The 24,727-nt window shown below is 71.8% G+C and carries 27 protein-coding genes; 7 read left to right on the plus strand and 20 right to left on the minus strand.

The genetic code is table 11. The features are described 5' to 3' along the window. Positions 1–5: 5 nt before the first annotated feature. From OHA21_RS24785 to OHA21_RS24795, 3 genes are all read right to left on the minus strand, one after another. Positions 6–554 carry a DUF4142 domain-containing protein gene (locus OHA21_RS24785; protein ID WP_328477550.1) on the minus strand — a complete coding sequence of 183 codons (549 nt, stop codon included), beginning with the start codon at positions 552–554 and terminating at the stop codon, positions 6–8. Positions 555–1,776: 1,222 nt separating this feature from the next. Next, positions 1,777–2,115: an L-rhamnose mutarotase gene (locus OHA21_RS24790; protein ID WP_328477552.1), complete on the minus strand. Its 339-nt coding sequence runs from the start codon at positions 2,113–2,115 to the stop codon at positions 1,777–1,779. Between the two features lie 231 nt (positions 2,116–2,346). Further along, positions 2,347–2,712 (minus strand): Mth938-like domain-containing protein, encoded by a 366-nt coding sequence (locus tag OHA21_RS24795; protein WP_328477554.1) that lies wholly within the window; start codon positions 2,710–2,712, stop codon positions 2,347–2,349. A 25-nt stretch (positions 2,713–2,737) separates the two neighbouring features. Here OHA21_RS24795 and OHA21_RS24800 point away from each other — a divergent pair, with 25 nt between their 5' ends. From OHA21_RS24800 to OHA21_RS24815, 4 genes are all read left to right on the plus strand, one after another. Next, positions 2,738–3,601, plus strand: coding sequence for an alpha/beta hydrolase family protein (locus OHA21_RS24800; protein WP_328477556.1), 864 nt, complete (start codon positions 2,738–2,740; stop codon positions 3,599–3,601). Continuing rightward, entirely contained in the window at positions 3,598–4,005 is a 408-nt protein-coding gene (locus OHA21_RS24805; RefSeq protein WP_328477558.1) for a MarR family winged helix-turn-helix transcriptional regulator, read from the plus strand. Before OHA21_RS24800 ends, OHA21_RS24805 begins: the two co-directional genes overlap by 4 nt. 87 nt (positions 4,006–4,092) lie before the next feature. After that, positions 4,093–5,469, plus strand: coding sequence for an NAD(P)/FAD-dependent oxidoreductase (locus OHA21_RS24810; protein WP_328477560.1), 1,377 nt, complete (start codon positions 4,093–4,095; stop codon positions 5,467–5,469). A gap of 106 nt (positions 5,470–5,575) precedes the next feature. Beyond that, a complete protein-coding gene (locus OHA21_RS24815; RefSeq protein ID WP_442875173.1) occupies positions 5,576–6,187 on the plus strand; it encodes a thymidine kinase in 612 nt (203 codons plus the stop codon). Here OHA21_RS24815 and OHA21_RS24820 read toward each other — a convergent pair. From OHA21_RS24820 to OHA21_RS24835, 4 genes are all read right to left on the minus strand, one after another. Continuing rightward, positions 6,178–7,116: a lamin tail domain-containing protein gene (locus OHA21_RS24820; RefSeq protein WP_328477564.1), complete on the minus strand. Its 939-nt coding sequence runs from the start codon at positions 7,114–7,116 to the stop codon at positions 6,178–6,180. The genes OHA21_RS24815 and OHA21_RS24820 overlap by 10 nt on opposite strands. Before the next feature lie 139 nt (positions 7,117–7,255). Then, a complete protein-coding gene (locus tag OHA21_RS24825; RefSeq protein ID WP_328477566.1) occupies positions 7,256–9,772 on the minus strand; it encodes a M14 family zinc carboxypeptidase in 2,517 nt (838 codons plus the stop codon). Between the two features lie 107 nt (positions 9,773–9,879). Beyond that, positions 9,880–10,944 carry a DUF6348 family protein gene (locus OHA21_RS24830; RefSeq protein ID WP_328477568.1) on the minus strand — a complete coding sequence of 355 codons (1,065 nt, stop codon included), beginning with the start codon at positions 10,942–10,944 and terminating at the stop codon, positions 9,880–9,882. Positions 10,945–10,963: 19 nt separating this feature from the next. After that, on the minus strand, positions 10,964–11,590 hold the full coding sequence (locus tag OHA21_RS24835; protein ID WP_328477570.1) for a TetR/AcrR family transcriptional regulator C-terminal domain-containing protein: 627 nt from the start codon (positions 11,588–11,590) through the stop codon (positions 10,964–10,966). 56 nt (positions 11,591–11,646) lie between these two features. Here OHA21_RS24835 and OHA21_RS24840 point away from each other — a divergent pair, with 56 nt between their 5' ends. Beyond that, a complete protein-coding gene (locus OHA21_RS24840; protein WP_328477572.1) occupies positions 11,647–11,871 on the plus strand; it encodes a hypothetical protein in 225 nt (74 codons plus the stop codon). A 276-nt stretch (positions 11,872–12,147) separates the two neighbouring features. Here OHA21_RS24840 and OHA21_RS24845 read toward each other — a convergent pair whose 3' ends face one another. Genes OHA21_RS24845 through OHA21_RS24900 form a run of 12 tightly spaced genes read right to left on the minus strand, consistent with a single transcriptional unit; the run spans position 12,148 to position 21,956 of the window. Further along, the gene (locus OHA21_RS24845) at positions 12,148–12,786 is read right to left on the minus strand and encodes a DUF2461 domain-containing protein (RefSeq protein WP_328477574.1); all 639 of its coding nucleotides are present in this window, start codon (positions 12,784–12,786) and stop codon (positions 12,148–12,150) included. After that, the gene (locus OHA21_RS24850; protein ID WP_328477576.1) at positions 12,783–13,649 is read right to left on the minus strand and encodes an HpcH/HpaI aldolase/citrate lyase family protein; all 867 of its coding nucleotides are present in this window, start codon (positions 13,647–13,649) and stop codon (positions 12,783–12,785) included. The genes OHA21_RS24845 and OHA21_RS24850 overlap by 4 nt, the downstream gene beginning before the upstream one ends. Continuing rightward, a complete protein-coding gene (locus OHA21_RS24855; protein WP_328478522.1) occupies positions 13,646–14,809 on the minus strand; it encodes an acyl-CoA dehydrogenase family protein in 1,164 nt (387 codons plus the stop codon). The genes OHA21_RS24850 and OHA21_RS24855 overlap by 4 nt, the downstream gene beginning before the upstream one ends. Then, positions 14,799–15,095 (minus strand): Zn-ribbon domain-containing OB-fold protein, encoded by a 297-nt coding sequence (locus OHA21_RS24860; RefSeq protein WP_328477578.1) that lies wholly within the window; start codon positions 15,093–15,095, stop codon positions 14,799–14,801. The genes OHA21_RS24855 and OHA21_RS24860 overlap by 11 nt, the downstream gene beginning before the upstream one ends. Further along, complete coding sequence (locus OHA21_RS24865) at positions 15,092–16,204, minus strand: thiolase C-terminal domain-containing protein (RefSeq protein WP_328477580.1); 1,113 nt, start codon at positions 16,202–16,204, stop codon at positions 15,092–15,094. The genes OHA21_RS24860 and OHA21_RS24865 overlap by 4 nt, the downstream gene beginning before the upstream one ends. Further along, a complete protein-coding gene (locus OHA21_RS24870; protein ID WP_328477582.1) occupies positions 16,201–16,584 on the minus strand; it encodes a MaoC/PaaZ C-terminal domain-containing protein in 384 nt (127 codons plus the stop codon). Before OHA21_RS24870 ends, OHA21_RS24865 begins: the two co-directional genes overlap by 4 nt. Further along, entirely contained in the window at positions 16,571–17,029 is a 459-nt protein-coding gene (locus OHA21_RS24875; protein ID WP_328477584.1) for an FAS1-like dehydratase domain-containing protein, read from the minus strand. Before OHA21_RS24875 ends, OHA21_RS24870 begins: the two co-directional genes overlap by 14 nt. Beyond that, positions 17,026–18,009, minus strand: coding sequence for a RidA family protein (locus OHA21_RS24880; RefSeq protein ID WP_328477586.1), 984 nt, complete (start codon positions 18,007–18,009; stop codon positions 17,026–17,028). Before OHA21_RS24880 ends, OHA21_RS24875 begins: the two co-directional genes overlap by 4 nt. Continuing rightward, the gene (locus OHA21_RS24885) at positions 18,006–19,274 is read right to left on the minus strand and encodes an MmgE/PrpD family protein (protein WP_328477588.1); all 1,269 of its coding nucleotides are present in this window, start codon (positions 19,272–19,274) and stop codon (positions 18,006–18,008) included. Before OHA21_RS24885 ends, OHA21_RS24880 begins: the two co-directional genes overlap by 4 nt. After that, complete coding sequence (locus tag OHA21_RS24890) at positions 19,271–20,470, minus strand: CaiB/BaiF CoA transferase family protein (protein ID WP_328477590.1); 1,200 nt, start codon at positions 20,468–20,470, stop codon at positions 19,271–19,273. Before OHA21_RS24890 ends, OHA21_RS24885 begins: the two co-directional genes overlap by 4 nt. Then, positions 20,467–21,492, minus strand: coding sequence for an LLM class flavin-dependent oxidoreductase (locus OHA21_RS24895; RefSeq protein ID WP_328477592.1), 1,026 nt, complete (start codon positions 21,490–21,492; stop codon positions 20,467–20,469). The genes OHA21_RS24890 and OHA21_RS24895 overlap by 4 nt, the downstream gene beginning before the upstream one ends. Beyond that, entirely contained in the window at positions 21,489–21,956 is a 468-nt protein-coding gene (locus OHA21_RS24900) for a MaoC family dehydratase (RefSeq protein WP_328477594.1), read from the minus strand. Before OHA21_RS24900 ends, OHA21_RS24895 begins: the two co-directional genes overlap by 4 nt. Before the next feature lie 52 nt (positions 21,957–22,008). On the opposite strand from OHA21_RS24900, the gene OHA21_RS24905 reads away from it, so the two are divergent. Beyond that, on the plus strand, positions 22,009–22,704 hold the full coding sequence (locus OHA21_RS24905; RefSeq protein ID WP_328477596.1) for a hypothetical protein: 696 nt from the start codon (positions 22,009–22,011) through the stop codon (positions 22,702–22,704). A gap of 2 nt (positions 22,705–22,706) precedes the next feature. On the opposite strand, the gene OHA21_RS24910 is transcribed toward OHA21_RS24905, so the two are convergent. Then, positions 22,707–23,522, minus strand: coding sequence for an IclR family transcriptional regulator (locus OHA21_RS24910; protein ID WP_328477598.1), 816 nt, complete (start codon positions 23,520–23,522; stop codon positions 22,707–22,709). A 156-nt stretch (positions 23,523–23,678) separates the two neighbouring features. On the opposite strand from OHA21_RS24910, the gene OHA21_RS24915 reads away from it, so the two are divergent. Next, on the plus strand, positions 23,679–24,725 hold the full coding sequence (locus OHA21_RS24915; protein WP_328477600.1) for a flavin reductase: 1,047 nt from the start codon (positions 23,679–23,681) through the stop codon (positions 24,723–24,725). Positions 24,726–24,727 lie beyond the last annotated feature (2 nt).

The raw sequence follows: 24,727 nt of genomic DNA on the forward strand, positions 1-24,727 counted from the left end.
GATCGTCACGGCACCCGGGAGCCGGTCCCGTAGCCGGGGATACCCTCGGCCTCTGCGATGTCCCGCAGGGTCTGCTGGTGCCGGGTGATGATCGGCGAGGCGTCCTCGGCGAGCTGCTTGACCGACTGCTCGCTGCCCTCCTCGATCTGCTCGGAAGCCATCTTCAGCGCCTCGCGATGCACGGCCAACTGGGTGGACACGTAGTACTCGTCGAAGGCCGTCGCCTCCGCGGCCTGGTAACGCTCGGTCAGCGCCTTCTGTTCGGCGGTGGGCTCCATCGGGAGGGTGACTTTGAGATTCCGGGCGACGGTGTAGAGATCGGCGTTCATGTGGATGTGGTCGCGCATGAGGGAGGCGGCCAGGCTCTTCACCGCCGGGTCTGTGGTCTTCTGCCACGCGATCCGGCCGCCTTGGATCTCGGCAAGGTTGCCCTGATATGCGGCGCGCAGGAAGGTGGCGTCCTGGGCCGAGGGCTGGTCGGCGTGGGCGGCGCCGGCGGGCAGGACTACGACAGCGGCGGCGGCCAGGGCGGTGGCGATACGTCGCGGAAACATGGGAATAGCTCTCCTTTGCGTTGGATTTTTAGACTATCCAGCCCAAATAAGGATTTTTCCGTTTCACGGCTTAGCTGACGGCCGACCGCCCGCTTGGCCCGGTCGGGCCGGACCAAGTTGCCAGGCCGGGCCGAGTTGCCGGGCCGGGTTGCCGGGCCGGGTTGCCGGGCCGGGTGACCGGGCCGGGTGACCGGACTAGAGAGCATTCGGTGTCGAGGTCTGGCCGCCGCTCGCTTGTTTCGGGGCCGCCCGGATCCGCTGTCGCCATTCCTTGCTCGCGCCGGCCGGCCCGTCTCGATTCCCGGCCGGTCATCGGGCGCGGCGGATCCTTCTTCGCCCAGGACCGGTCTGCGCCGTGGCCCGCCAGCACCGGCCGGGGCGGAGTCGCCGAGCGAGGCTTCCCGGTACGCGGCCACACCCGCTGTGGGTGTGGCTACATCCGCAGCGAGTGTGCTGGCCTCCGGAGAACCAGGGAACCGCCGGCATGTGACGGGGGGTGAGCGTCGAGTGTGGTGGATCGGGTTTCGTGGCTGCTCGGGTGGGCCTGGACGCACCCGAACAACCACGCTCGGCGCCGTCGACCCCGGAACAGGCCGGCAGGTAGCGGAAGCGCTACCCCGGCCGCCGGCAGACAACGTCGGCTGGCGGCCAAGCGATCGAACAGGCCACGCGGCCCGCCCTGGCGATCGCGGGCATCACGGCCCCTGCCGGACCTCGACCACGCAGCTGTCTACGGCTGCCCGGCCACCGCTCAGGCATGCTTCCCGGCCCAGGTGACCCGCACCGCTGGCGGCTGGTGCTGCCCGGCCACCGCTCACGCATGCTTCCCGGCTAAGGTGACCCGCACCGCTGGCGGCTGGTGCTGCCCGGCCGCCGCTCACGCATGCTTCCCGGCTCAGGTGACCCGCGTCGCTGGCGGCTGGTGCTGCCGGGCCGCCGCTCAGACGTGTTTCGCGATGTTCAAAGCGTGGGTGGGTAGCAGCTCCTTCGGGTCGCCGGGCCGCTGGCGATGAGACGTGGGGCTGAGGCTGCCGTTAGGCGAGTGGCTGCCAGCCGATTCGGCTCGCCAGCCCGCCGGCGGGAGGGTTGGCCTTGGAGGGGTGGCCGAGAGTGAGTGCGGCTCCCTGCCTCCTGTCAGCGGGGCGATGACGGGACCTCGACGACAAAAGCTCTATAGGGCGGTCGGAGCGGGTCCGAGCCTGCGGCTTCGGGTGTGGGTGGGTCAGTGGCGGGCGAGTTGTTCCTCGAGGTGGAAGACCTGGTCGAGGACGAGCATGCCCTGGTCGGGGCGGGCTTCGCCGAGCGACGGGAAGAACTCGGCCATCGCGGCCTGCCAGCGGGCGTTCACCTCGGTGCGGGCCATCGCCTCCTGGGCCGCGGCGAAGTCGTCGGTCTCCAGCGTGCCGACCAGGAGGCCGTCGGAGCGGAGGAACAGCCGGTAGTTGCGCCAGCCGGTGGCGGCGAGCGCTTCCAGCATTTCGGGCCACACGGCGGCGTGCGCCTCCCGGTAGGCATCGAGCTTCGCCGGATCGACCTGAAGCGTGAAACAGACGTGCGTCAAAGGGGGCTCCTTCTGCGCGGGGCCGATAGCTGGTCCGTCCGCCATCATGCCGAGCCCGGCCCGGCCCGCCAAGATCGGCGCCGGAGTTGGAGCCGGCGCCGAGTTCGGGGCCGGGCCGAGGGCCAGGTGGGTTCGGGCCGAGGGCCGGGTGGGTTCGGGCCGAGGCGAGGGTTGGCGCCGCGCTGGAACTAGGGCCGGGGCCGGGGCCGGGGCTGGGCCGGAGTGGGGTGGTCAGCAGGTGGAGTGGAAGAGGCCGCCGACCGGGGCGGTGCCGGCCAAGTCGTTGTAGAGGCGGACGGCCTCGGTGGTCTCGGCCTCGTGGACCGTCACGCCGCGGGCTCGGAGCAGCTCCAACGTGGCCGGGTCGACCTGCAGCCGGCTCTCCATTCCCCGGGACAGGATGACCGTGGTGGCGCCGTGGTCGAGCAGGTCCTGCACGTCGGCAGGCTGGATGCCGGGCGAGTGGCGGGTGCCGGTCTCGTTCCAGTCCCACGGCCGGCCGCCGCCGGGGTACAGCTTGTAGTCCTTTCCGTCGGGCAGGCCTTCGACCGACATGTGGCCCCACGAGATCGATGCGATGCGAGGTGATGGCTCCATGACAGTCGATGCTACTTTATTTCGCATGCGAAATAGCGAGATCAACGTGCCGGTCGCGAGCGGCGGCACGATCGGCGGCACACTGTGGGAGCCGGCGGGCGAGCCGCACGCCGCCCTCGTCATCCATCCCGCCACCGCGACGCCGGAGCGGTTCTACGCCAACTTCGCGGCGTTCCTCGCCGAGCACGGGATCGCGACGGTCACCTACGACTACCGCGGCACCGGGCGGTCCGGGTCGCCGCGCACGCACCGCACCCTCGGCATGCGCGACTGGATGGAGGACGACGTCCCGGCTGTCGCCGCCTGGGCAGCCGAGCGGTTCCCCGGCCTGCCGCAGCTGGCGATCGGGCACAGCCTCGGCGGGCACGCGTTGTCGCTGGGCAATGGCACTGCCGGGCTGGCCGCCTTCGCACTGCTCGCCTCGCACGCGGGCACGGTCAATGCGATTCCGGATCCGATGGAGCGGTTCCGCGTACGCCTGGTGTTGCACCTCCTCGGCCCGGCGCTCGGAGCGGCCCTGGGTTACGTGCCCGCGCGCCGCCTGGGTCTGGGTGAAGACATCCCGGCCGCGGCGATGAGCCAGTGGGGTGGCTGGGCGCGCCTCCCGCGGTACTTCTTCGACGACCCGGCGATGCGGGCCAGTGAGCGGGCCGCCACGGTCACCCAGCCGGTGCTCGCGCTGGGGTTCACCGACGACCCGTGGGCCACGCCGGGGCAGATCGACGTGCTGACCGGCCATCTCACCGCGGCCAGCGTGGAGCGGCGCACCTATTCACCGGCGGACGGCGGGGTTCCGAAGATCGGGCATCACGGTTTTCTGCGCCGCGGCGTACGCGAAACGCTCTGGCCCGAGGTCCTCGGCTGGCTCCGCAAGCATTCCGTGCGATGAGCAACCGCCTGGTCTTCGAACTGCTGAGCGCGGAGCGCTCGATCCGGCGCTGGATCGATGCGCGGGCCGGCGGCACCGGCATCGGGGCGGCCGGCGCCGGCGTGCTGTTCCACCTGGCCGCGCACGACAATGCCCTGGTCGGGGACGTGACTGCGGCGCTGGGCGCGTCGGCGTCCGGGGTGAGCGGCCTGATCAGCCGGCTGGAGAAGGGTGGTTTCGTCACGAAGTCGCCGGATCCGGTCGATGCCCGGGCCGTGCGGCTGGCTCTCACCCCGCTGGGGCGGGAGGCGGTGGGCACCGCCCGGATCGTGGTCCGCGACCTCAACGCGCACCTGACCGAGGGCTTCTCCGAGGAGGAGTTGCGGACGGTGGCGCGCTGGCTCAACCACGCGGCGGCAATCTGATTCGCCACAGTGCGGTCGTGTGTACTTCCCTAACAGCCCGGGGCATACCAGTGTGGTTCGTGGGTGCCCTGAGCTGAGGAGTGCAGCATGCGTCATCGCGTGGTAGTCGTCGGAGCTGGATTCGGGGGTCTGTTCGCCATCAAGGCGCTGCGCCGGGCGGACGTCGACATCACCCTGATCAACGGTACGGCGTACCACCTCTTCCAGCCGCTGCTGTACCAGGTCGCCACCGGCATCCTCTCCGAGGGCGAGGTGGCCCCGCCGATCCGCGAGGTCCTGAAGCGGCAGAAGAACGTGGACGTGCGGCTCGGCTGGGTGCAGGACGTGGACGTCGAGACGAAGACGGTCTCGGTGGCCGGGCCGGGCATCGACTACACCGTGGAGTACGACACGCTGATCGTCGCGGCCGGCGCCTCGCAGTCGTATTTCGGCAACGACGACTTCGCCGAGCACGCGCCGGGCATGAAGAGCATCGACGACGCCCTGGAGCTGCGTGCCCGGATCTTCGGCGCGTTCGAGGTGGCCGACCTGCAGACCGACCCGGAGGCCGTGGAGCGCTGGCTCACCTTCGTCGTGGTCGGCGCCGGCCCGACCGGCACCGAGATGGCCGGGCAGATCGCCGAGCTCGCGCACCGGACGCTGCCGGGGCAATACCGGCGGATCGACCCGCACAAGGCCCGGATCATCCTGGTCGACGCGGTCGGCGCGGTGCTGAACACGTTCGGCGACCACCTCTCCTCGCGGGCGCAGAAGCAGCTGGAGAAGATCGGCGTCGAGGTCCGGGTGAACACCAAGGTGGTCGGGGTCGACTCGACCGGCATCGAGGTGGAGGGCGAGCACGGGCGCGAGCGGATCGGCTCGATGACCAAGGTGTGGGCGGCCGGGGTGGCCGCGCCGCCGCTGGCCACCAAACTCGCCGACGCGACCGGCACCAAGACCGACCGGGCCGGCCGGATCCTGGTGGAGAAGGACACCACGCTCCCCGGCCATCCGGAGATCTTCGTGCTCGGCGACATGATGAACCTGGCCGGCGAGGACGGCCGGCCACTGCCGGGTGTGGCGCAGGTCGCGATCCAGAGCGGGCGGCACGCCGCCGACCAGATCAAGCGGCGGCTCACCGGTAAGGAGACCGGGCAGGCCTTCAAGTACTTCGACAAGGGCAGCCTGGCCACGATCTCCCGGTTCTCGGCGGTGGCGAGCATCGGCAAGCTGCGGCTGTCCGGCTTCCCGGCCTGGGTGGTGTGGGTCGCCGTGCACCTGTTCTACCTGGTCGGCTTCAAGAACCGGGTGACCGCGGTGCTGCACTGGTTCGTCAGCTTCCTGGGCCGGGGCCGCTCCGAGCGGGTGGCGACGCAGCAGCAGGCGTTCGCCCGGCAGGCCATCCGAGCGTACGGCGACCCGTTCCGCCGTGCAGCCGAGGAGAATCAGCGAGCGGTGGCGGAGAGCGAGCCGACCGGGTCCTGATCAGCCGGGAGCGGGCCAGGTAGCGTGTACCGGCCCGCTGATCACCCGAGGAAGGTTCACCTTGGTCCCGGTAACAACCCCGCTGCCGATGCCGCGCACCCGGACCATGGCTCCGGTCTTCCACGAGTTGACGCTGTTCCACGGCAGCATGGGCGCCGGCAAGTCGACGCTCGCGCTGCAGAACGCGTACAACCGGCGGCAGGCGGGACGCCCGGGCATCCTGCTGACCAGCATGGACCGGGCGGGCTCCGGGGTGATGTCGTCGCGGCTGGGTGTGATGGCCGACGCCATCGAGGTGACCGGCAGCACCGATCTGACCGCGCTGATCGCCGCGGAGGTGCCGGCCGGCGGTTTCGTGATCGTCGACGAGGCGCAGTTCCTCAAGATCGAGCAGGTCGAGCAGCTGGCCTGGGCGGTCGACGAGCTCTGCGTGGACGTCGACTGCTACGCGATCGCCACCGACTTCCGCTCGCAGCTGTTCCCCGGCTCGCGGCGGCTGCTGGAGCTCGCCGACCACACCGTCTCGCTGCAGGTCGAGGTGACCTGCTGGTGCGGGCGGCCGGGCCGGCAGAACGCGCGGATCGAGGACGGCCGGGTGGCCCGGGTCGGCGCCCAGGTCGCGGTCGGCGACGTGTCGGACGCCGCCGAGGTCACCTACCGCGTGCTGTGCCGGCGGCACTGGCGCGACGGCGAAGTGGGCCCGGAGGGTCAGGGGTAGATCATCCAGGCGCGCAGGTCGCCCTTCGGGTCGAAGAGGTAGCCGCCGTCGCCGTACGAGCGGTTCGCCGGGTCGTAGTTGGTGAAGATCGGCTGGGTCAGGCCCCAGTACTTGTGGGTGGCGGTGTTCTTCCCCTTGCCGACGTGCACGTAAAGGACACCGCGGGCGGGCACCACGGTCCCGGACCGGAAGGTGTAGCGGCGCAGCGCGGAGTCCCGGACCCACCAGCCGGCCAGCGACACCGCCTTCGACGATCGGTTGCCGATCCGGAACCACTCGCCGTTCAGGTTGTCCTGGTCGACGCCGGGCGCGTCGCCGTTGACCCGCAGCGACAGACCGGCGCTCTGGGCCGGGCCGGAACCGCACTTGTCGGTGTCGTAAAGGTTGCGGTGCTCGCGGGCGGCGGCCTTGGCGGCCCGCCGGTACGCGTCGTCCCACGCCCATTCGCCGGCGAACGGCAGCCAGAGGGCGTGGCCGCGGCGGACCAGGTCGAGGCCGATGTCCTGCCACTTGCCGTTGATCTTCACGGCGGCGGAGCGCAGGGGCCGTCCGCCGCTCTTGCTGGAGGACTTGATCGAGGTCAGGCGTACCTTGCCGCCCCCGGCCTTGACCAGCTGCTCGACCCGCGCGGTCGCGGCCAGGCTGTGGCAGGCGCCGCGCCGTTTCGCCGCGTCCGGTGAGTAGACGGTCTGCTCCATCGCCTGCACGCCGATCAGCCGGATCGACTTGAGCGCCGTGGTGCCGTCACCGGCGACGTCCACGCGCAGGGTGTCGCCGTCGGCCACCCAGGAGACCTTGCCGGTCCACACCTGGCAGCGCGGGCTGCCGGCGTAGGTGGTGCAGGCGGTGGTCGCGGCCTGCGCGGGGGCGGGGAGGCCGGCGATCCCGACGGCGGTGGCAACGGCAAGGGTGGCGAGGCGGCGGAACATGCACCATCCATCGGTCCCGGTCGGGGTACAGATGAGGAATCCGGCCGGGTCGCGGCTCCCCCTGACCCGATCCTCTCCCGCCTCAACCGGGACCGATGGTGACGGCTGTGCCAGAAGTGGTCTGGCACACGTTGCATGCTCAGCCGGCCGTCCAGAACAGCGCGCGGGCGTACTGGGCGTACAGGCCCTTCGGGTGGGCCCGGAACAGCGGCTCGGTGCCGAACAGCACGGCCCGGCCGTTGCCCGCGGTGGTCCCGGAGATCACCGCGGCCTGCCCGGCGGCCTGCGCCGGACCGTTCGCGCCGGCTTCCGTGGGCAGCCAGTGACCGGCCACCAGCGGGTCGGGGCCGTAGCGCTGCTCGACCGTGAACCCGCTGCCGGTGAACCAGAGCGGCGAGTAGATGAACGAGTTGGGCAGCGAGCCGGCTCCGACGACCGGGCCCTCGTTGGTGACGGTGACGACGCCGTTCGCGTCACCTCGGCCGGCGACCGCGGTGGCCGGGAGCAGGCCGGTCGCGGCGTTGAAGGCCGCGCCGGTGGCGCCCCGGGTGACCACGCCGCCGCCGGCCGCCAGGAACGCGTCGACCGTGGCCCGGCCGGTCGCGTTCAGGGTGGCGTAGGACAGGCCGGACGAGACGAGCAGAGTGTCGACGCCGTCCAGGTCGGCGCCGGCGTTCAGGGTCGCGGTGGAGACGGTCCGGACCGCGAAGCCCATCTCGGTCAGCGCGAACAGCTCGTCGGCGGAGATTGCGCCGGCGATCACGGGCTGGTCGAACACGTCGCCCTTGGCGCCATGGGAAGCGGTGAAGCGTACGCCGTACCGGTCTGCCACCGCAGCGGCCTCCGGGCGCGCCTCGGCCGGGACCACGACGGTGGCCGCGCCCGTACGCCGCAGTTTGATGCCCAGCGCGAGCAGCTCGTTGACCGCTCGCACGTCGTTGCCGTCGCGCAGCGACAGGGCGAGGTCCTTACCGCGCGGCGCGTCGACCGAGCCGGTCAGCGGCGCCCTACGGACCGGCGAGGTGGCGACGCGGGGTGCGGCCGTGCGGCTGATGTCGACGGCGGCGCCCCAGAGCAGCCGGTGACTCCACCCGGAGATGTCGTACATCTGCGGGACGAGGTCGGAGATGTCACGACCGGCCTCGAGCATCACGTTGGCGAGCCCACGCTTCGGCTGGTGCATGTCGACGAGGTAGGTGCCGGCCGGGTAACGCTTGCCGTTCAGGCTGAACGTGTGCCGCGCCCTGGTCACCCGCACGTCGTGGTCGACCAGGTGGTTGACCAGGCGCGCGGCCGCCGGCGTGCCGGCCGGGATGACGTACGCCCGCGGGAACTCGGTCGAGTACCGGTCCTCCGGGCCGAACCCCGGCACGAACCCGTCCGGGATCGTCGGCGACGGCTCACCGGCCCAGCCGCGGCGGAACTGCTCGATCTGGTCGGCCAGCAGGGTGGCCCGGTTGGTGTCGGAGTAGGTCAGCGTGGCCTCGATGGTCGCCGCCGCCACGTCGGTGTTCAGCGCCGACCGGCGGCGCAGCTCCTCGACCGGCAGGGTGTTGTACGCCGCGTTGTTGACCTGCAGCGGGATCTCCACGGTGTGCCCGATCGCGCCCTGGTACATCGCGTACATCGGGGTGAAGATCGGCGGCCAGTCGTCCCAGTCACCGGGCGCGTAGTCCCGGAACGGGATGTCCGCCCGGGTCGTCTCGGGGTAGCCGAGCTGCTGGATCGCGGCTTCCATCCCGAGCGCGTTCGGCAGCGCGTGCTTGATGTACAGATCGTACTCGTAGTTCTGCCCGTGCGGCGGGGTGGCCGGCTCGATCAGCGTGGTGCCGGTGTACCCGTGCTCGTCGAGCATCACGAACGGCTGCGTCCCGATCACCACGTCCCGGACCGCCCGCGATTCGGGCTGCGAACTGGTGGCGTGGTCGCGGTTGATGTCGAAGCCGTTGCCGTTGGCCCGGGTGCCGGCGATCCGGCCGTCCGGGTTGTTGGTGACGGTCACGTAGACCCGGCTGCGCTTGAGGAAGTCCCGGGTGGCCGCGTCGGTCGCGGTGGCCAGGCGCTCGATCACGCGCAGCGAGCCGTCGGTGCCCTCCCACTCGTTGCCGTGGATGTTCGCGTTGATCCAGATCGGCGTCTTGTAGCCCTTCGCCAGACTCCGGTCCCGCTTGGCCGCCCGCGGGTCGTCCTCGATCAGCTCGCGCCAGCGGTCCTGCCGGGCCGCTTCCGCGCCCGACTCCGGCGCGGTCACCGTGACCAGGTAGAGATCGCGGCCTCCGGCCGACTTCCCGATCACTTCGGCGGAGACCCGGTTGGAGGCCGCCTGCAGAGCATTCAATTTCGGAGCGATGGCATGGTACGGAATGAGCCCGAGCTTGATCGACCGGTCGTCCGGGTTCTCCGGGTAGACCGGCAACGTGTTCTGCCTCGGGTATCCGCGGGTCTTCGGCGTCCACCGGGTCTCCGCCTCGCCGGTGGCCCGCAGCAGTGTCGCCGCGCTCGCCGGAGCGACGGCGGCTACCTCGTTGCGTTCCGGACCGTTGCCGAAATCGCGTGTCGACGGGGAGTCACCGGGCGCGGCCGCGGCCGGGTTGGTGAGCAACGCCGCGGTCAGCACCACGGCGCCGAGTCCGGTCAGCGTTCGTGACAGGTCCACAAAGCACCTCCGTTGGGATCCTCTCGAACCCTCTCCGGATCACCGACCGATGCACAAGGCTCTATATGGACCGTTGGCCATATCGTTCGGGTCATCGCTCCTGATGATCAGGTGGCCGGTACCAGCAATCCGAACAGCCGCTGGCCGATCATCCCGGCCGGCGCGGGTGGCGGGGCGGCGGCGATCACCCGGGCGCCAGCCTCCCACGGCTCGCCGTCGAGCAGCAGCTCGTTGGTGATCAAGGAACCGTCCCGGTGACAGGTGAAGATCCGCAGCGCGTGCACGCCGTCGCTCAGCGGGACGTCCCGCAGCTCCTGCAGCAGCCGGTCGAGCAGCGGGCCGGCGGACGGGACCGGGTCCGGGGTGAACAGGGTGATCTGCGCGCCCAGGCACAGGTCGAAGGGGCCGCTCGGGTGCTCGTACCGTTCCCAGCTCACCTGGCCGGCGGCCGCGCCGCGGGCCAGCAGCGCCTCCACCACCGGATGGACCACGCCGCGCTGGAACATCGTCATCGCCTGGCGGATCGCCTCCCGCCAGGTCGACCCGGCCCCGGCGCAGCTCTCCACCATCCACGGCTCGGCCAGCGCCGGATGATCGATGCCCACGTCGACCTGGGCCATCACCATCCCCGGCATCGGGCTCGGATGGGAGAAGAGCCGGACCGAGAACTCGGCGTCCCCGACACACAGGTTCTCCACCCGCAGCCCGTGCGCGGCCAGCAGACCGGCGAAGATCGCGGCCGGCGAGGGCACACCGCCGTCACCGGGCGCCGGCGCCGGAAGCGGCACGGCCAGCGCCACCGGGCCGAGGGCCAGGTCCGTCAGGTTCGAGCCGGCGTGCAGGGCGTTGTTGACCGCGGCGAACTCGGCGCTGCGCAGCCCGATCCGCTCGATGTCCGCCCGCCCGGCGATCTCAGCCTGGGCGATCGCTGCCACGAAGACCGGTTCGGCGTCGAGCGGCCGCTCGACGCCGCCGTCCAGGAAGGTGCCGGCGAACTGCACGCCGGTCAGGACACGACGGCCGTACGCCAGCGGCAGGAACACCAGCAGCCGCTCGGCCAGCCACGGCTCCACCCCGGCGGCGCGCAGGCGTGCTCGCACCTCGTCGTCACCGGGCGGCTCCACGCCCTCCCGGAACGCGGCGACGCCCACCACCACGGCCTCGTCGGACATCGGGCGAGCTTAGATCATCTCAGCGCAGGATCGTGTCGAGCCCACGGTCGAACAGCACCTCGTCATCCCAGCGTGCCGGATCCAGGTGACCGGAGGCCTCGAGCGTCGGATAGGCCTGTGCGATCCGGCTGCCGTCCGACTGCGCGCCGGCCGTCCGGCGCCAGGTGGCCTCGGTGACCGCGGCGCCGATCACGTAGTTGGCCACCAGCCGGGTGGTCACCGCGAGCTCCAGCCCGCCGTGGCCGCCCCGCACCAGCGCGGCCTGCAGAAACTCGGTGCGGGCCAGCACATTCGGCCCGAGCATCGGACGCCCGATCAGCGCGGGCGCCCAGGGATGCGCCAGCATGGCAGCCCGCCAACCCCGCACGAGGGTACGCACGTCAGCACGCCAGTCCGCCCCCGGCTCGGGAATCGTCACCTCCCCGAAGATCTCGTCCACGGCCAGGTCGAGCACGTCGTCCTTGGTGGTGACGTGCCAATAAAGAGCGGTCGAGGTGACGTCGAGCCGTTGTGCGAGCTTGCGCATGGTCAGCCCGGCGACCCCGTCCTGGTCGAGCAGCACGACGGCCTCGGCAACGATCCGCTCCTGGGTCAGCTGGGGCGAGCGGCGTGGCCGCGAGCTCTCGTCACGAAGCCAGATCGTCATGGCGCTTAGGTTAACATCGGTAAGTCAGCTTACCGGCGTTAAAGGGAGGCCTGGGCATGCCCCTGATGCGGATACAGCTGGAGAGCGACCGGAGAACGGCTCGCCGCGTAATGGACCTGCACCTGGCCGGCCGCGCCGACCGCGCCAGCGTCGACGCCGCCCGCGACCAGGTGTGGAAACACGGCCGCACCCCGGCCGCCGACCCGGTCTTCGTCGGCATCACCAACGGCGAGCCGGTCCGCCTCCTCTACGACGTGGAGGTCTACCTGGAGACCGCCTAGACACCTTCCCTGACTCCGGTGACATATGGGTTCCCGAACGCCGGCACACCCGTGGCGGGTGTAGGCACATCCGCTGTGGGTGTGGCCGTTCACCCGGAAGGCCTCCCGCCGCAGAGCGCCGGCCGCCGCGCGCACTTTGCTCTGCCGGCCGGCCGGCGGGCCCACCCGGCGCTGGCCGGCGCTCTGCCCACAAGCCGGCGACGCGCCCGCCCCGCGCCGCACAGCAGCAGACCGCGGTGTCGGAGCCCAGGGGCGGCGGGTCAGCGTGGCGGCGGGTCAGCGGGTGGGAGTTGACGGGCCGACGTGGTGGTCTAGCCACTGGCGCAAGGGCTGGCTAACCCGCAGGAAACCGACGATTCGCTCGAGCGCGGCCGGGGTGCCCATCCACTCGGCCGGTTCCCACTCCTGCCACGTGGTCAGGCCCTTGTGGCGCAGCAGCTCAGCGCGGGGATGGTCCTTCGGGTAGCCGCGGGGTGCGGTCTTCAGGGTGCCGTGGCCGTGCACGCTGATGCCGGCACCTTCGATGGTGGCCAGCAGGGAGGTCAGCTCGGGGCCGGCGGCGGTGCTCGCCACCGCACGCCGGTAGCGGTCGATCTGGTCGGGCGCCATCTGGTACATGCCGCAGCCCGCGGCCAGGCCGTCGGCGGAGAGCTGGAGGTAGCCGCCGGACTCCAGCCAGGCGCCGATGTGCGTCTTGTACGGGCTCTTGTCCTTGCTGAAGCGGACGTCCCGGTACGGCCGGAAGATCCGCCCGGCCCCGAACTCCGGCTCCAACTCGGCGAGCAGCTGCTCCATCGGCGCCCGCACCCGGGTCTCGTAGAACTCCTTGTGGGCGGTCCAGTACGTCTTCGAGTTGTCGGCGCTCAGACCGTCGTAGAACTCGAGGGCCTCGCTCGGCCAGCCACGGAACGTCACCCGGCGATTCTGCCACCGGCCAGAGCCAGCACCCGCCTCGCGTCGCGGACCACCGCCAGGTCGACCATCCGGCCGCGGGCGTCCAGGCACACCCCTCCCCCGGCGGCCTCGAAGCGTTCCACCAGGTCACGGGCCTCGGCCACCTCGTCGGCGGACGGGGTGAAGACCTCGTGCACGACCGGGAGCTGCGCCGGATGGATGCAGGCCCGTCCGCGGAAGCCGAGTCGTTTCAGGGTGCGGGTCGAGCGGCGCAGGGCGTCCAGGTCGCGGAAGTCGGTGGTGACGGCGGCGGCCGGCGGTTCGATCCCGGCGGCAGCCGAGGCGAGGACGACCGTGGAGCGGGCCAGGAGCAGCGAGTCGTCGCCCGGGGTGATCCCCAGCTCGGCGGCCAGATCAGCTTCGCCGATCTGCATCCGGGTGACGCGCGGCGCGCTCGCGAGATCGGCGGCGGCGAGGATGGCCTGCGGAGTTTCCAGCAGGGGTACGAGTCCGACCGCCCCCGCCGGATCAAGGTCGTCGAGGAGATGGCCGAGGGTGGTGACCTGCTCCGGCGAAGCCTTGGCAACGACCAGGCCACGCAGCGTCGACGCCGCCGCACCGCCGGCGGCCGGCGCCGGGCGCAGCGCAGCGGTGACCGCGGCCCGCGCGTCCTCCAAACCCGCCGGCCCGGCGTTGACGCGCACGTAGACCGGTGCGGCGGGCGGCACCGACGTCAGCCAGGCGGCCACCGCGTCCCGGGTCGCTGCCTTCTCGGCTGCGGGAACCGCGTCCTCCAGGTCGACGATGAGCGCGTCGGCCCCGCGGGACAGGGCGGTGGCCAGCATCTTCGGCTGGTTGCCGGGCACGTACAGAAAGGATCTCATCCGATGGCCGCCGCGCCGCTGAGCAGCGCGCGGGCGATCACCGTGCGCTGGATGTCGTTGGTGCCCTCGCCGATCATCATGAGCGGCGCGTCCCGGTAGAGGCGTTCCACTACGAACTCCTTCGAGTAGCCGTAACCGCCGTGCACCTGCATCGAGTTGAGCGCGCAGAACATCGCCGCCTCGGAGGCGAAGGCCTTGGCCATGCCGGCTTCCATGTCGACCCGGTGGCCGCCGTCGGCGCGGGACGCGGCCCAGTAGACGAGCAGCCGGGCGGCCTGCACCTGCGCCGCCATCTCGGCGATCTTCAGCTGGATCGCCTGGAAGTCACCGATCGGCCTACCGAAGGCGTGCCGCTGCCCGGCGTAGCGCAGCGCCTCGTCGTACGCGGCCTGGGCGATCCCGAGCGCCCGGGCCGCCACGTTGATCCGCCCGGTCTCCAGGCCGGAGAGCACCTGCTGCATGCCCCGGCCCTCGACCCCGCCGAGCAGCTGCGCCGCCGGAACCCGGACGTCGTCGAGGAGCACCTCGCACGACTCGGTGCCCTTGTAGCCGAGTTTCGGCAGGTCCCGCTCGACGGTGAAGCCGGGCGAGCCGGCCTCGACGAGGAGCACCGACATGCCGCGATGGGCGGGTGAAGCGGTCGGGTCGGTCTTGCAGAGGACCGGGAGCGGGTCGGCGTACCGGGCGTTGGTGATCCAGGTCTTGCGGCCGTTCAGGACGAAGAAGGAGCCGTCGCGGATCGCGGTGGTGGTGATGCCCTGCAGGTCGGAGCCCGCGTCCGGTTCGGTGAGGGCGATGCCGGTGCGGCGTTTCCCGGTCGCCAGGTCCGGCAGGTAGCGCTGTTTCTGCTCCTCGGTGCCGTGCCGGGCGATCAGCCAGCAGGACAGCGAGTGACTGCCGAGGATGCCGGCGACGCCCATCCAGCCCTTGGCGATCTCCTCGAAGACGAGCGCGAAGCTGACCATGTCGGCGCCGAGACCGCCGTACTCCTCGGGCACGGTCAGGCCGAACAGGCCCATCTCGCGCATGGTCGCGACGATCTCGGCCGGGTAGCGGCCGGAGTCCTCCCACTCCTGCACGACCGGGCGGATCTCCCGGTCGACGAAGTCGCGGAGCACGTCACGGAACATCCGCTGTTCGTCGGTGAGCTCAAAGTCCATCGTCACTCCGGAAGACTGGGGGTTCCCGGCCGGGAACGAGCCGGACCGGCTGGTCGCACCGCGGGTCGGCGACGTCGATCAGGTGGGTGAGCACGATCGGGCCCTCGGTGAGCCGGACCCGGGCGAGGGTGTAGGGCGTCTCGGCCCGGTGGACCACGGTGAAGCTGTCCACCGTGCCGGTGCCGGCGGCGGGCACGTCGTGAAGCTCGCTGCCACCGCAGCCGGTGCACAGCACGCGCGGGTAGTGCTGGAACCGCCGGCAGGTGCGGCACTGCTGGAGCATCATCGGTCGGCCCTCAGGATCACCGTGGCGTGGCTGGAGAAGATGCCGCCGGTCCCGTGGGCGAGAGCGGTCGCGGCCCCCGGCACCTGCCGCTCACCGCACTCCCCGCGCAGCTGGCGCACTGCCTCCACCAGCAGCAACACGCCGAACTGGCCGGGATGGCAGTAGGCGAGCCCGCCCCCGCCGGTGTTGTGCGGCACGGTCGCGGACAGGCCCGCGCCGGGCGGGGCGAAGCCGAGCGCTTCCAGGCCGAGCGGGACCGAGATGGTGAACGAGTCGTAGAGCTGCACCACGTCGATGTCCGCCGGGACCAGACCCGCACGAGCGAAGGCGCGACGACCGGAATCGATCGCTCCGGTCCGCAGCAGGTCGGGCGCGGTCGCCATCCCGGTGTGGGTCAGCGCCTCGCCGTAGCCGAGCACCACCACCGGCGGTCTCGGCAGGTCCCGGGCCCGGTCGAGCGAGGTCAGCACGACCGCGCCACCACCGTCGGTGACCAGGCAGCAGTCCAGCGCGCCGAGCGGGCTGGAGATCATCGGGGCGGCGAGCACGTCGTCGACGGTCAGCGGGCCCCTACCGTAGGTCCAGGCCGTCGGGTTGCGCTGGGCACGGTCCCGCGCGGCCACCGCGACCGCGGCCAGATCGGCGCGGTCCAGGCCGTACGTGTGCAGGTAACGCTGGGCGACCATGGCGTAGTAGGAGATCGGGTAGAGCGGACGGTACGGCTCCTCGAACGCCGCCTCCGGCGTCCCTTCCTCGTAGGTCCCGGTCAGCTTGCGGCTGCGGGCGGAGCGCTGATTGCTGGCGTACGAGATGACGACAGTCGAACACTGTCCCGCGTTGATCGCCTGGGCCGCGCGTGCCACGTACATCTCGAAGACCGCGCCCCCAGCGAAGCTGGAGTCGCTCCAGGCCGGCTGGATCCCCAGGTAGTCCGCGAGTTGGGTCGCCGAGAAGCGGGAGATCCCGTTGGTGGCGAGGCCGTCCACGTCGGCCGGGGTGAGCCCGGCGTCGGCGAGCGCCCGGGTGACCGCCTGGGTCTGCAGCTCCAGGATCGACTTCCCGGTCTTCCCCAGGTCGCACTCGGCGGCCCCCGCGATCGCCACGCTCATGGCAGCGTCAGCACCGCCGAGGCCGGCGCGACCGCGATCCGGCCGTCGTCGACCACCTCGACGCGCAGGTCCAGCTCGACTTTCCCGGCGTCCCGGCCGCGCACCGAGCCGGCGCAGCGGATCGTCTCGCCGGCGAAGACCAGGTTCTTGAACCGGAACGACAACTCGGTGACGACCGCGTCCGGCCCGAACCAGTCGCGCAGCGCGATCGCCAGGTACGCCCCGAACACCTGCCCGTCCACGACCGGCCGGTCGAGTCCGCGTTCCCGCAGGTAGTCGGCGTCGTAGTGGAGCCGGTGCCAGTCCCAGGTGGCGCCCGCGTACGCGATCATGTCCGGCAGCTCGATCCTGCGCTCGAACGAGAGGTCACCGCTCGACATAGATCAACGTCTCCTCGTTGACGGCGAGCACCCGGCCGGCCTGGTCGGTGTACGTGGCGACCGACGTGACCACGAGCATCCGCTTGCTGCTGCCGGTGACCCGTTCGGTGATGCCGGCGAGCCTCCAGCGGGCAGTGATCACGTCGTCGGGGCCGACCGGCCGCTCGAACCGGTAGGCGTTCCCGCCCCGGACGAGCCGGGTCCCCGGCACGTCGAGGTGCCAGCCGTGCCCGGCGTAGCCGTCGGCGTCTCGTGGCAGTCCCGCGTACTGGTTGGTCTCGCAGATCAGCGTGGGCGGCGCGACGTCTCCGGCCAGGTGGGCCGGGTCGGTGTCGCCGGTGGCCAGCGCGAAGTAGCGGATCGCCGCGCGGCCGAGCGGCTCCGGCGCGGTGTAGCTGACCTCCTCCCCGATCCGGGCGGCCAATGCCGGCGTCAGCAGTGTCACGACAGCACCGCCGTCGGCACGGCTTCGAGGAGGAATTCGGGCCGCAGCAGCGCCGAGCAGACCACCGAGGTGACCGCCGCGTTCGGGAAGTGTTTCTCCCGCAGGGCGCTGGTGCGCGGGTAGTCGGCGACCGCGGCCGGCGTCAGGTATTCCACGAGGTGGGTGACCTGCTCGCCGGTGGCGCCGGCCTCGGCCAGCACGGTCTCGATGCTGCGGTAGACGAAGTCGGCCTGGGCGAGCAGGTCCCCGTCGTGCAGCGCCGCCTGGGTGACCGGGTCGAGCGCGCCGAACCCGGCGAGGTAGACGGTGTCGCCGGCCCGCACGGCCGGCTTGTAGGTGAGGGTGTCGTAACGCGCCCACCCCGGGTTGAGCACGGTGAGCGGCCCGGCGGCGGCGATCGCGTCGAGCGACACCCGCGCTCCCGGCGTCACCGGCACGTCGACCAGGATGCCGGCCGCGCCCGGGTGCACCGGGCCGGGCAGCAGTTCGCGGCGGGGCCGGCCGCACCGCGGATATTCGGCGCGGGTCGCGGTGGCCGTGTAGTCGACGGTGCGGACCAGGGCGCCGGTGTCCAGGCCGGCGGCGGCGAGCAGGGTGGCGATCCGTTGCAGGCACCACCGGTACTGGTCGCGGAAGTCGCCGTCGGTGGTGTGCACGCTGGGCAGGTGGACCACCCCGCCGGCGACCCGCAGCACGTCGTCGCCGTCGGTGAGCAGGGCGCCGCCGCCGAAGTGCGCGGTCACCCCGACGGCGTAGGGCGCGTCGGTGTCGACGATCGCCTCGACCGGCACACGGGACACCGGCACCCGGTGATCGCCGAGCGCCGCGGCCCGCTCCTCGTCCAGGGTGGACGGCTCGGCGAGCGCGGCAGCCGTCACGTACTCGGTCACGTGGACGACATCCCGCACCCGCAGCCCGGCCTCGGCGAACACCGCGGGGAGCTGGTCGTAGCCGGGCACCGCCGGCAGATGAACGGTCATTTCAGGCACCCTTCGACAGCGTCCAGCAGAGCGGCGGGACCGTCGGCCGCGAAGACCGCGTCCGCTCCCGGCCCCAGGTTGGCGGCAGCCTTGGTCCGCACTCCCCCGCCGGTCGACCGCTCCACCCGCGAGGTGCGCCCGTCGCCCTCGACGATGCCGGGAGCGTCGGCCGCGACGGTCCCCGGATCGTGCGCCACGACGGTGATCCGGGCGGCGAGGTCGAGCACGTCGGGCCGGTCCAGGTCCTCGAACGAGTCCAAGTCCACCCAGCCGTCCACGACCATCGCCGCCACGCACCAGTAGACGCTGAACTTCGCCTCGTAGGCACTGCGCGGCCGCCGTTTCTCCGCCCCCGCGACGATCGGCACGGCGTCCGGGTGCAGCGTCACGGTGAGCGCGGACGGCTTGCTGCCGGTGAACTCGCCGGCGGCGTCGATCGAGGCGTGGGTGAGCCGGCAGGCCGGATACGGCTTGATCCCGATCCGCGTGGTCTCCCAGCGCTCCCCGAGCGCGCCGAGCAGCACGTCACGATCGGGTTCGCGGGCGGCCAGGGCGCGGAACAGGCCGTACTCGCCGTCGAGGGCGCCGGGCGGTCCGGTGGCGCCGGCGGCGGCGAGCCGGGCGGCCAGGATGCCGTTCGCGGCGGCCGTGCCCGGGTGCAGCTGTTTCGTGCTCGCCGGGCTGTGCAGGAACTCCAGCAGCCCACTCGCGCCGCTGGCCGCGATGCCGATGGCGTGGGCGAGGGTCGGCGCGTCGAGACCGAGCAGTCTGCCGGCGGTCACGGCGGCGCCGACGACGCCGCACATCGAGGTGGCGTGCAGGCCGCGCGCATGAAAGCCGTGCGGCGCCGCGGCGCCGAGCCGGCACACCGTCTCCAACCCCGCGACCAGGGCGGTCACCATCTCGCTGCCGCCGGCCCCGGTCTGTTCGCCCATTGAGAGAGCCACCGGTACGGTCACCGCGCTCGCGTGCACCAGCCCGCCGGCGTGGGTGTCGTCGAAGTCGAGCGCGTGCACCGCGACCGCGTTGCCGAACGCCGCCGCGACCGCCCCGACCCGCTCCCCGGTGAACAACCGCGCCTCCGGTGGCCCGCCCAGCCCGCGCGCGACGGTCAGCGCGGGTGTCGCGGCACCCCGGCGGATCCCGGCGACCGCACAGCCGACCGCGTCGATCAGATGCTCCTGCGCCGCCGCGACGACCGCGTCCGGCAGGTCGGCGAAGCTCAGCCCGGCCGCCCACCTGGCGAGCACCACCGCGGCCGTCATCCGGCGTCCTTGCCGAAGGCGCCCGCGGCACGCAGGTCGTCGAGGCGGTCCCCGGAATAACCGAGCAGCTCTGCGACGTACCCCAGATCTTCTCCTCGGCGCGGCGCCCGCCGGTAAGCCGGCGGCTGACCGCCGACCCGGACCGGGGAAGCGACCTGGCGGACCGTGCCGTAGTGCGGATGCTCGGTCTCCACCAGCAGACCGCGCGCGATCGTGTGCGGGTCGCGCAGCGCCGCTTCGACGTCGTTGACCGGACCACACGGGATGCCGGCCGGTTCCAGCACGGCCAGCCAGTCGGCGGTGGTCCGGCTCGCGAAGATCTCCTCGAGCATCGGCAGCAGCGAAGCCGCGTGCGTGCGGCGCTCGGCGAAGGTGGCGAAGCGGGCGTCGGCGAGCGCGGGAACGTTCAGGACCGCGACCAGGCGCTGCCAGAACTTCTCCTTGGCGCAACCGACCACGACCCAGCCGTCCGCGGTCGGGAAGAGCTGGAACGGCACCAGTGACGGGTGCGCCGAGTACCGCGTCCGGGACGGGGTGAAACCGGCGTTGAGGTGCCAGGCCGCCGGATAGGTCAGCATGCCGATCGCGGTGTCGAACAGGCTCAGGTCGCAGTCCATGCCGGCGCCGTCGCGGCGGGCCGCGTGCACGCCGGCCAGCAGGGCGATCGCGGCCACGAAGCCGCCCGAGTAGTCCACGATGGAGAGCCCGGACTTGGTGGGTGGGCCGCCCGGCTCGCCGGTGAGCTCCATCCAGCCGGCCAGGCCCTGCAGGATGTAGTCGTACCCGGGCTGCTTCGCGCGCGGCCCGGTCATCCCGAAGCCGGTCAGCGAGCAGCAGACGATCGCCGGGTTCAGGTGTTTCAGCTGGTCGTAGGTGATGCCGATCTTGGCGGGTACGTCGCCGCGCAGGTTCGACCAGACGGCGTCGGAGTTCGCCACCAGGTCCTCGAAGACCTGCCGGCCGGCCGGGCTGCCCAGGTCCAGCGAGAGCGAGCGTTTGCCGCGGTTGAACGTCTCGAAGAAGAGCGAGTCCTCGCCCTCCTGGTACGGCGGCACGTAGCGCCCCACGTCACCACCGGTGCCCGGCTCCTCGATCTTGATGACGTCGGCGCCCAGGTCGGCCAGGTGCACCGAGCCGAACGGGCCGGCGCCGTACTGTTCGACCGCGACGATCCGGATGTCCTCGAGAGGTCTCACCGCAGGCTCCCCACCAGTTCGAGCAGACGCTCCTGTGCTTCCCGGGTCTCTTCGGCGGGCAGGCCGTAGGACGGCGGGGACAGCTTGATCGCGTCGGCCAGCCCGTCGTAGGCGGCGATCCGGTCGGCGCACTGCCCCGGGGTGCCGGCGATCACGAAGGCGTCCACCATCGCGTCCGGGACCAGCCCGCCCAGTTCGTCGGCCGGCCGGCCGGCTTTGAGGGCGGCGGCGGCAGCCTCACAGACCTGCCCGAAACCGGCCGCCGCGAACGTCGGCGCATAGGACCGGACCGACGCGTAGAAGCCGACCACGTTCGCGGCCCGGCGGCGGGCCACGGCCGGGTCGGGATCGACCGAGCAGCACGCCGCGGCGACCACGTCGAAGTCAGTTCTCCCGGCGCGGCGGACGTGGCCGGACCGCAGCGCGGGCCAGACCCGGTCCCGCAGTTCCGCGGGCGGGCACAGCTCGTGGGCGATCCAGCCGTCCGCCACCTCGCCGGCGAGCGCGACCATCGCCGGCCCGACCCCGGCCAGGTAGACCGGAATGTGCTCGCGGACCCCCGGATAGGGCCGGCGCCAGCCGCGGACCCGGATCGACCGGACACCGCGGTGGTTGATCGGGTCACCGCCGGCCAGCACGGCCCGGACGATCGCCACGGTGTCGCGCAGCCGGGGAAGCGGGCGCTCGAACGGCACGCCGTGCCAGTCCTGGTTCAGCCGGGCCACGCCGGTGCCGAGCCCGAGCCGGAATCGGCCCCCGGACAGCTCGTCGAGATCGGCGGCGGCCATGGCGGTGAGCATCGCGCTGCGGGCGAAGGCCAGGGCGATGCCGGTGCCGACCCCCACCCGCCCCTCGCCGCCGGATTCCTTCTGCGTGCCGGCGGCCATCGCGGTGGCCGTGGTGAAGGCGCTGCGGTGCAGCTCGGGGGCCCAGATCACTCCGGCGCCGGCGCTCTCCGCGGCCCGGGCCGCGGCGACCAGCTCGGCCATGGTCTCGCCCCAGGGCTGCAGGTCCAGCCTCATCGGCCGGCGCCCGGACCGTGGCCGCGCTTGTAGACCAGCATCGTCCGGGTCCAGGTGATCACGTCGACGCCGTCCTGGTTGAAGCCGGTGGTGAAGACCTTGACGATCCCCGCGTACGGCCGGGACTTCGACTCGCGCAGCTCAAGGACGGTGGACTTCGCGTAGATGGTGTCGCCGACGAAGACCGGGTGGGGCATGTCGATGCGCTCCCAGCCCAGGTTGGCGAAGGCGTGCTGGCTGACGTCGGGAACCGACAGCCCGGTCACGATCGCCACCGTCAGGGTGGAGTTGACCAGCAGTCTCTGGTACGGCGTCCCGGCCGCGTAGTCGGCGTTGAAGTGGCTCTGGTTGGTGTTCATCGTCAGAAGCGTGAACCACGTGTTGTCCGCTTCGGAGATGGTGCGCCCGAGGGGGTGGCGGTACGTGTCGCCGACGGTGAAGTCTTCGTAATAGCGGCCGAGCATGCGGCGAAGCTAGCACTTGTTTCGCACAGTGGAAAGGTGTTTCCATTCAACGATGCTCGAGGTGTTCCTCTATCTGCACATCGTCCTGATGGTCTTCTGGCTCGGCGGCGACCTGGGCGTCTTCTACTCCAGCCGGTACGTCATCGACCCCACGCTGACCCCCGCCGCCAGGCTCACCGCGCTGAAGATCATGTCCGGTCTGGACCTCGGGCCGAAGATCTGCCTGATCCTCTTCCTGCCCAGCGGCCTCACCCTGATCGCGCTCGACGCGCACGGCGGCTCGCTCTGGGGCATCGAACTGATCCCCTGGTGGCTGCTGGTGCCGGCCTGGCTCGGCGCGTTCGTCTGGCTCTGGCTGATGTGGACCGACCATCACGCGCCGGGAAAGCACCCGGTGGTCCGCCGGGTGGACTGGAGCATCCGGATCGCGGTGGTCGCCGGGATGACCGCGACCGGCGTCTACACCCTGGTCGCCACCGCGCCGTTCGGCGTCGACACGAACCCGAAGTGGCTGGGCGGGAAGGTGCTGCTCTACGCCCTGGCGATCGCCGCCGGGCTGGGCATCCGCCGCACGCTGCGCCCGTTCGGCCCCGCCTTCGGCGCGGTCATGGCCGGCACCGCCGGCGGCGAGACCGAGAGCGTCCTCAAGCGCAGCGTGAACGGGTGCCTCCCGTACGTCTGGGCGATCTGGGGATCGGTGCTGCTGGCCGGCCTGCTCGGCGTGGCCAAACCGCTGGCCGACCTGTAGCTCTAGTCGATCGGCTGGTACCCGAGCTGCGCGGAGATCCGGGCGGCGGCTTCGAGCAGGTCGGCCAGGCCCCGCTCGTCGGACTCCGGTTTGAACCGCAGCGCCGGCCCGGCCAGGCTGATCACGGCGACCACCCGGGCGTCGTGGTCGAAGATCGGCGCGGCGACCGACGCCGCCCCGGCCTGACGTTCGCCGAGCGAGGTCGCGTACCCCCGCTTGCGGATGGCCGCCAGATCCTTGCGCAGCTTGGCCGGGTCGGTGATGGTCTTGTCGGTCACCGACTCCAGCGGGTGCCTGCCGAGGTACGCCTCCACCTCGAAGTCCGGCAGGAAGGCCAGGAACGCCTTCGACGAGGCGCCGGCGTTGAGCGGGAACGGGATGCCCAGGCTCACCTCCAGGCGCAGCTCCTGGTCGGGCACCACCTGGTCGACATAGAGCCGGGTGTCGCCCCGGCGCAGCGACAGGGTCGCCGTCTCGTGGGTGCGCTCGGAGAGGTGCTTGAGCTCGGGCGCGGCCATCGCGCGCACGTCGGTGCGAGCCAGGTACGCCCGGCCGAGCGCCACCGCGGCGTGCCCGAGCGCATAGCGGCGGGTGGCCGGGTCGACGGTGATCAGCTCCCGGCTGCGCAGCGCGGTCAGGATGCGGTGCACGGCGGCCTTGGTGAGCCCGAGAGCGGTGGCGATCTCGGTGACCCCGAGATCAGGCTGATCAGTACGGCCGAAGTAGAGCAGAACATCCATCGCGCGCTCGACGGCGGCGATGGACCGCGACTGGCTCTCGTCCTCGGCCGGTGCCGGCGGCACGGATCGGGTCGGCACTAGGAAACACCCCCGGAACAGGAACGACAACTGATTCGGGCGAAGCCTAGCCTGCCATTCCGCCCTGGGAAACGCTGTACCGCTGCGCGGTTGACACGACCGGATGACCTCGTTACGTTCAGCGTAACGGTGTTTCCATACGCGAAACGAGGCTCGGTGGACAGCCAGACTTTCCGAACCGTCCTCGGCCAGTGGCCGAGCGGGGTCTGCGTGGTGACCACGGCCGGCCCGCGCGGCGCACACGGGATGACCGCCAGTTCATTCTCCTCCGTCAGCCTCGATCCCCCACTGGTCTCGGTGTGCCTCGGCAACCATCTGCCCAGCCGGGCACTCCTGGGCGAGGCGGGCAAGTTCGCGCTCAGCTTCCTCGGCAAGGACCAGGCGCACATCGGGCGCCGGTTCGCCGGGCAGCAGCCCGGGATCACCGACCGGTTCGCCGGGCTCGACTGGATCACCACGCCGAACGGGTGCCCGGTCCTCGCCGACGCCGTGGCCTGGCTGGACTGCCGGGTCGCGCACGCGTACCCGGGCGGCGACCACACCATCTTCGTCGGCGAGGTCACCGCGGCCGCCACCCCGCGGATCATCTCGCCGCTGCTGTTCCACTCGCGCAACTGGATGCAGATCGCCGACCCGCTGCCCGCCTCGGTGCAGCTCACCGTGGACGTGCCGGCCGGCGGCCCGCTCGCCGACGAGCTGCGCCGCAGCGGCGCCCGGATCCGCGACGACGGCCGCTGCTACGAGTTCCTCGCCGACGGTCCCGCCGCGCTGCCCTCACCGGAGCGGATCATCGCGGCCAAGCGGGCCGGGCACACCGTGGTCGGTTACGTGACCGACGCCTTCGACCCGGACCGTGAGGACGACGTGCTCGCCACCATCAGCGCCCTGCACGCGCTCGGCTGCGACGAGGTCGGCTGCATGGAGTCGGAGCGCACGCCCGCGTCGCCGCTGCAGGTGCGCCGGGTGCTGCAGGACGCCGTGGTCCGGGTCCGGCCGGCCGTGCTGCGGGTCCGGCTCTCCGGACAGAACCGTCTCGCCCTGGTCAACGCGCTCGTCGCGATGAAGAGCGGGGTGACGCACTTCGACGTCGTCGCACCCGGCGCCGGCTCGGCCGGGCTGCCGCTGGACGACCTGCTCCACCTGTCCCGCCAACTGGAGGTGGCCGGGCCGATCGCCGCCGACCTCGCATTGCTTAGGGAGTGACA

This window comes from Actinoplanes sp. NBC_00393 (assembly GCF_036053395.1).
In the GTDB taxonomy this organism is placed as follows: Bacteria; Actinomycetota; Actinomycetes; order Mycobacteriales; family Micromonosporaceae; genus Actinoplanes.

Excerpts from the sequence above, each read along its gene's own strand:
- OHA21_RS24785 (WP_328477550.1), bottom strand. The coding sequence starts at position 554 with ATGTTTCCGCGACGTATCGCCACCGCCCTGGCCGCCGCCGCTGTCGTA.
- OHA21_RS24795 (WP_328477554.1), bottom strand. The coding sequence starts at position 2,712 with ATGGAGCCATCACCTCGCATCGCATCGATCTCGTGGGGCCACATGTCG.
- OHA21_RS24800 (WP_328477556.1), top strand. The coding sequence starts at position 2,738 with ATGCGAAATAGCGAGATCAACGTGCCGGTCGCGAGCGGCGGCACGATC.
- OHA21_RS24805 (WP_328477558.1), top strand. The coding sequence starts at position 3,598 with ATGAGCAACCGCCTGGTCTTCGAACTGCTGAGCGCGGAGCGCTCGATC.
- OHA21_RS24810 (WP_328477560.1), top strand. The coding sequence starts at position 4,093 with ATGCGTCATCGCGTGGTAGTCGTCGGAGCTGGATTCGGGGGTCTGTTC.
- OHA21_RS24815 (WP_442875173.1), top strand. The coding sequence starts at position 5,576 with ATGGCTCCGGTCTTCCACGAGTTGACGCTGTTCCACGGCAGCATGGGC.
- OHA21_RS24820 (WP_328477564.1), bottom strand. The coding sequence starts at position 7,116 with ATGTTCCGCCGCCTCGCCACCCTTGCCGTTGCCACCGCCGTCGGGATC.
- OHA21_RS24830 (WP_328477568.1), bottom strand. The coding sequence starts at position 10,944 with ATGTCCGACGAGGCCGTGGTGGTGGGCGTCGCCGCGTTCCGGGAGGGC.
- OHA21_RS24835 (WP_328477570.1), bottom strand. The coding sequence starts at position 11,590 with ATGACGATCTGGCTTCGTGACGAGAGCTCGCGGCCACGCCGCTCGCCC.
- OHA21_RS24840 (WP_328477572.1), top strand. The coding sequence starts at position 11,647 with ATGCCCCTGATGCGGATACAGCTGGAGAGCGACCGGAGAACGGCTCGC.
- OHA21_RS24850 (WP_328477576.1), bottom strand. The coding sequence starts at position 13,649 with ATGAGATCCTTTCTGTACGTGCCCGGCAACCAGCCGAAGATGCTGGCC.
- OHA21_RS24855 (WP_328478522.1), bottom strand. The coding sequence starts at position 14,809 with ATGGACTTTGAGCTCACCGACGAACAGCGGATGTTCCGTGACGTGCTC.
- OHA21_RS24860 (WP_328477578.1), bottom strand. The coding sequence starts at position 15,095 with ATGATGCTCCAGCAGTGCCGCACCTGCCGGCGGTTCCAGCACTACCCG.
- OHA21_RS24865 (WP_328477580.1), bottom strand. The coding sequence starts at position 16,204 with ATGAGCGTGGCGATCGCGGGGGCCGCCGAGTGCGACCTGGGGAAGACC.
- OHA21_RS24870 (WP_328477582.1), bottom strand. The coding sequence starts at position 16,584 with ATGTCGAGCGGTGACCTCTCGTTCGAGCGCAGGATCGAGCTGCCGGAC.
- OHA21_RS24880 (WP_328477586.1), bottom strand. The coding sequence starts at position 18,009 with ATGACCGTTCATCTGCCGGCGGTGCCCGGCTACGACCAGCTCCCCGCG.
- OHA21_RS24885 (WP_328477588.1), bottom strand. The coding sequence starts at position 19,274 with ATGACGGCCGCGGTGGTGCTCGCCAGGTGGGCGGCCGGGCTGAGCTTC.
- OHA21_RS24895 (WP_328477592.1), bottom strand. The coding sequence starts at position 21,492 with ATGAGGCTGGACCTGCAGCCCTGGGGCGAGACCATGGCCGAGCTGGTC.
- OHA21_RS24900 (WP_328477594.1), bottom strand. The coding sequence starts at position 21,956 with ATGCTCGGCCGCTATTACGAAGACTTCACCGTCGGCGACACGTACCGC.
- OHA21_RS24905 (WP_328477596.1), top strand. The coding sequence starts at position 22,009 with ATGCTCGAGGTGTTCCTCTATCTGCACATCGTCCTGATGGTCTTCTGG.